The sequence below is a fragment of the Neoroseomonas rubea genome (genome assembly GCF_016106015.1).
Taxonomy (GTDB): Bacteria; Pseudomonadota; Alphaproteobacteria; order Acetobacterales; family Acetobacteraceae; genus Neoroseomonas; species Neoroseomonas rubea.
This window is the reverse complement of record NZ_JACADQ010000391.1, coordinates 1-3,733: the sequence shown is the minus strand read 5'-3', so window position 1 is coordinate 3,733 and position 3,733 is coordinate 1. Positions and strand designations below refer to the sequence as shown.

General features: G+C 74.7%; 4 protein-coding genes. 1 reads left to right on the top strand and 3 read right to left on the bottom strand.

The features are described from left to right. Positions 1-896 (bottom strand): PfkB family carbohydrate kinase (locus tag HW577_RS22415; RefSeq protein WP_198378333.1); only part of this gene is annotated, 896 nt, incomplete at its 3' end. Here HW577_RS22415 and HW577_RS22410 point away from each other — a divergent pair. Beyond that, positions 895-1,614 carry an RluA family pseudouridine synthase gene (locus tag HW577_RS22410; RefSeq protein WP_232475159.1) on the top strand — a complete coding sequence of 240 codons (720 nt, stop codon included), beginning with the start codon at positions 895-897 and terminating at the stop codon, positions 1,612-1,614. The two genes, HW577_RS22415 and HW577_RS22410, sit on opposite strands and share 2 nt — an antisense overlap. 316 nt (positions 1,615-1,930) lie before the next feature. Here the strand turns inward: HW577_RS22410 and HW577_RS22405 are convergent, their stop codons facing one another. Both HW577_RS22405 and HW577_RS22400 read right to left on the bottom strand, forming a co-directional pair. Next, positions 1,931-2,293: a hypothetical protein gene (locus HW577_RS22405; RefSeq protein ID WP_198378332.1), complete on the bottom strand. Its 363-nt coding sequence runs from the start codon at positions 2,291-2,293 to the stop codon at positions 1,931-1,933. Positions 2,294-2,346: 53 nt separating this feature from the next. Then, positions 2,347-3,733 (bottom strand): M81 family metallopeptidase (locus HW577_RS22400; RefSeq protein ID WP_198378331.1); only part of this gene is annotated, 1,387 nt, incomplete at its 5' end.

Genomic DNA, 3,733 nt, shown 5'->3' with positions numbered 1-3,733 from the left:
CCCGCCGCCAGCGCCTCGACCGCCGCGCGGTCCGGCGTCGCGCCATCCCGCGCGCGCAGCGCGCCTGCCGCCGCGGCGAAGCGCATGGCGCGCGCCACCGGCATCCCTTCCGCGATCGCGAGCGCATAGGCACCGTGGAACACGTCGCCAGCCCCGGTGGTGTTCGTCGCCTCCACCGGGAAGGCGGGCGTGCGCGTGGCGGCCGCATCGCCCGCCGCCATCCACAGCACGCCGCGTTCCCCCTGCGTGACGGCGGCGACGCGCACCGGGCCGGAGGCCAAGGCCTGGCGAAGCCCTTCCTCCGGCGCGCGGCCCGGCGCGAAATTGGCGAGGCCCGGCACCGAGAAGACCGCGTGGTCGATGCGCGGCACCAGGTCGACCAGGATGCGCGTCTCGCTGCGTTCGCCGTCCAGCACCACCGGCACGCCGGCCGCGCGCGCGGCGGCGGCGGCGGCGGCGACGCCTTCCGGCCAGCGCGGGTCGCAGCAGATCGCCCCCGCCTCGGCGATGCGGGCAAGCGGCAGCCAGTCGGGCTCGGTGCCGAGGCCGCTGCCGCGGAAGCTCACGATGGTCCGTTCCCCGCGCGGGTCCACCAGCACGGCGCCGACCGGCGTCCGCCCGCCGGGGACGTGCCGCAGGCCGGAGACATCGACCCGCTCCGCCGCCAGCGCCTCGGCCAGCGGCTCGCCGTTCAGGTCTTCCCCCACCCTGCCCCAGAAGGCGGCGCGGCCGCCGAGGCGCACCACGGCGATCGCGGCATTGGCCGCCATGCCGCCCGGGCCGATGGTGTAGCCGCGCGCGGCGATCTTGGCCGGCGGCTGGGGGATGTCCTCGACGCGGAAGGTGTGGTCCATGACCACGTTGCCGAGGCAGATGACGAGGGGGGCGTCGGGCATGATGCGGCCCAGGGTTCCACGGCCGGCCGCGCCGCGCCAAGCATTGCCGGCGGAGATCGCCGCGCGGGTGCTGCTGCTGCGCGAGGATGCGCTGGTGCTGGACAAGCCGGCGGGCCTTGCCGTGCATCGCGGCCCGCGCGGCGGCGCCTCGCTCGAGGACTGGCTCGAGAAGCTGCGCCTGGGCAAGCGCCACCTGCCGCAGCCGGCGCATCGGCTCGATGCCGATACGGCGGGCTGCCTGGTGCTCGGCCGGACGAAGCCGGCGCTGGCGGCGCTCGGCGCGATCTTCGCGGCGGGGCGGGCGGAGAAGACCTACTGGGCGATCCTGCGCGGCGGGCCGGCGGAACCGGCGGGACGGATCGACGCGCCGCTGCGCAAGGTGAGCAGCGCGGCGCGCGGCTGGCGCATGGAGGTCCACCCGGAGGGCCAGGCCGCCGCGACGCGCTGGCGGGTGCTCGGCCGCGCGCCCGGCATGGCCTGGGTCGAGCTTTCGCCCGAGACCGGGCGGACGCACCAGCTGCGCGTGCATTGCGCGGCGATGGGCTGCTCGATCCTGGGGGATCCGCTCTACGGCGCGGCGGCGCCGGAGGGGTTGCAGTTGCTGGCGCGCGCGATCGCGCTGCCGCTCGACCCGCCGCTGAGGGCCACGGCGCCGCCGCCGCGGCATATGCGCGCGGCGCTGGCGGCCTGCGGCTGGCGCGAGGAGCCCGTCGCCTGAGGGAGGGATGAGGAAGGGTCGGCGCGGCGCGGCGATCCGCGAGCGCGAAGTGCTACCGCGCCCAGCCCGTCAGTCGCGCCAGGCGCGCCCGTTCACAGCGCGAAGGCAAGGGCGGCGCAGGCGGCCCGCCCGCCGTTTGGGGGAGACAGAAAAACGGATCGCGGCGGCGCCGCGATCCGCGAGCGCAAAGCGCGACCGCGCCCAACCCGCCAGTCGCCCCCCGGCGCGTCAATGCATGGCGCGAAGGCAAGGCGGCCGGATGGCCGCCGCCCGCCGCTTGAGGGCACAAGAAAGACTCCGCCGTCTGAGGGTCACATCAAACAAAACTCGCCGCGCGCTCCACACTCATGCAGTGGTGCTGCGAGGACAGGCTGACGGACAGCGCGATGTCGCGGCCCATGCGCTCGACGGTCTTCTCGGCGCTGCGCGGCAGCGGGATCATCAGGGCGCGGCACAGCGTCAGCAGCGCCGTGAGCAACTCCTCCCGCCCGAAGGCGCGGACCAGGCGCCGTCCATCCGGCAGGCGCGCGACCAGCGTCGCGCTCAGGTCTCCCGAGGCGCTTTCGTGCAGCGCCACCTCCCCGGCCGCGGCATGGCCTCCGGCCACGCCGGTCAACTGCATGAGGATCGGGACGATTTCCTCGGTGCTGAACAGGATGCTGCGGAATTCCCGTGGCATCGCGACCTCCGCTCTCGGATGCGAAGCCTCGCATGCACCTGCTTCAGGTGAGGTTAACGCCCCGGCGTCCAGGCCATGTCGGGATCGAGCGGCCAGATCGGGCGCGGCACCTGCCGCCAGGGGACGCGGTTCAGCACCACCGTGGTCAGCCCGGGCACATCGACCTCGAGGATGCGGTCGGGCGCGAAGCACTCGTCGAAGCCGGCGCGGAAATGGCCGCGGGACTTCACCACCAGGCAGCGCACCGCGGCGAGGTCGACGCCGAGGCATTCGAGCATCGCCGGCTCGCACAATTGCCGCCGGTTGGAGATGACGGCGACGCGCAGGCCCCCGATGCCGAGCAGCGCGGCGGGGCCGAGATCGACCTCCCGCCCCGCATAGATGCCGCGCCGCCCGGTGATGCGCCCGTCGGACAGCGCCAGCACCTGCGCCTCCGCCGCGAAGGCGTGGGAATGCCGGTCGGTCTCGGCGCGGTTGAACAGCGCCGAGAAGCGCGCGCCGGGGCCGAGCAGATGCGCCTCGGCGGCGAGTTCCGGGTCGTAGAACATGCCCAGCACGACGCCGCCGATGCCGGCCTTGTGCAGCGCCTCCAGGATCCAGACCGTGTTGCCGCGCCCGCCGCCGCCGGGATTGTCGGCGACATCGGCCAGCAGCAGGGGGCGGGAGCCGGGCTCCTCCGTCGCTTCCCGCGCGCGGCGCACCGCCTCGGGCAATGAGGTGAGGCTCGCCACCCAACGTCCGCGGGAGGACCAGACGAAGCGCGCCACGTCCTCGGCCACCGCCTGCGCGCGCGCGGCATCGGTGCGCGCCGTGACGATGACCGAAAGCCCGTTCTTCGGCGTATCGCCGAGCGAGAAGCCGGAGATCACCGAGACGTTCATCACCTCATGGTCGAGACAGCGCTGGCCATAGGCGATCGCGTCGGCATAGGGGCCATCGTCGGTGTTCTGGCTGGTGGCGGGCGGGATCATCGGCAGTTTCACGAAGCCCGCCCGCGGGCGCATCCCGCCCAGCATGGCGCGCATCGCGGCCGCGGCCTCGGCGCCGCGCTCGGCCATGTCGACATGCGGGTTGGTGCGGAAGCCGATCAGCATGTCGGCCTGGTCCACCATGGCGCGGGAAACGTTGGCGTGCAGGTCGAGCGTCGCGATGACCGGCACCTCGGGCCCGACGATGGCGCGCACGCGGGCCAGCAGCAGCCCGTCGGGATCGACATCGACCGTCGCCGTCGCCGCCCCATGGAGCGAGAGGAAGACGCCATCCACCGGCAGCGCGGCGCGCAGCCCGTCCTCGATGCGTGCCAGGATGTCGTCGAACAGCTCCTGCTCGATCGGCCCCGCCGCGCCGGCGGCCGCGGCCAGCAGCGGCACCGCCCGCCAGGGCCGCCCGCCATCCATGGCGCGGATGAAGCCGGTCAGCGCGGTGGGCGCGCGCGGGGCG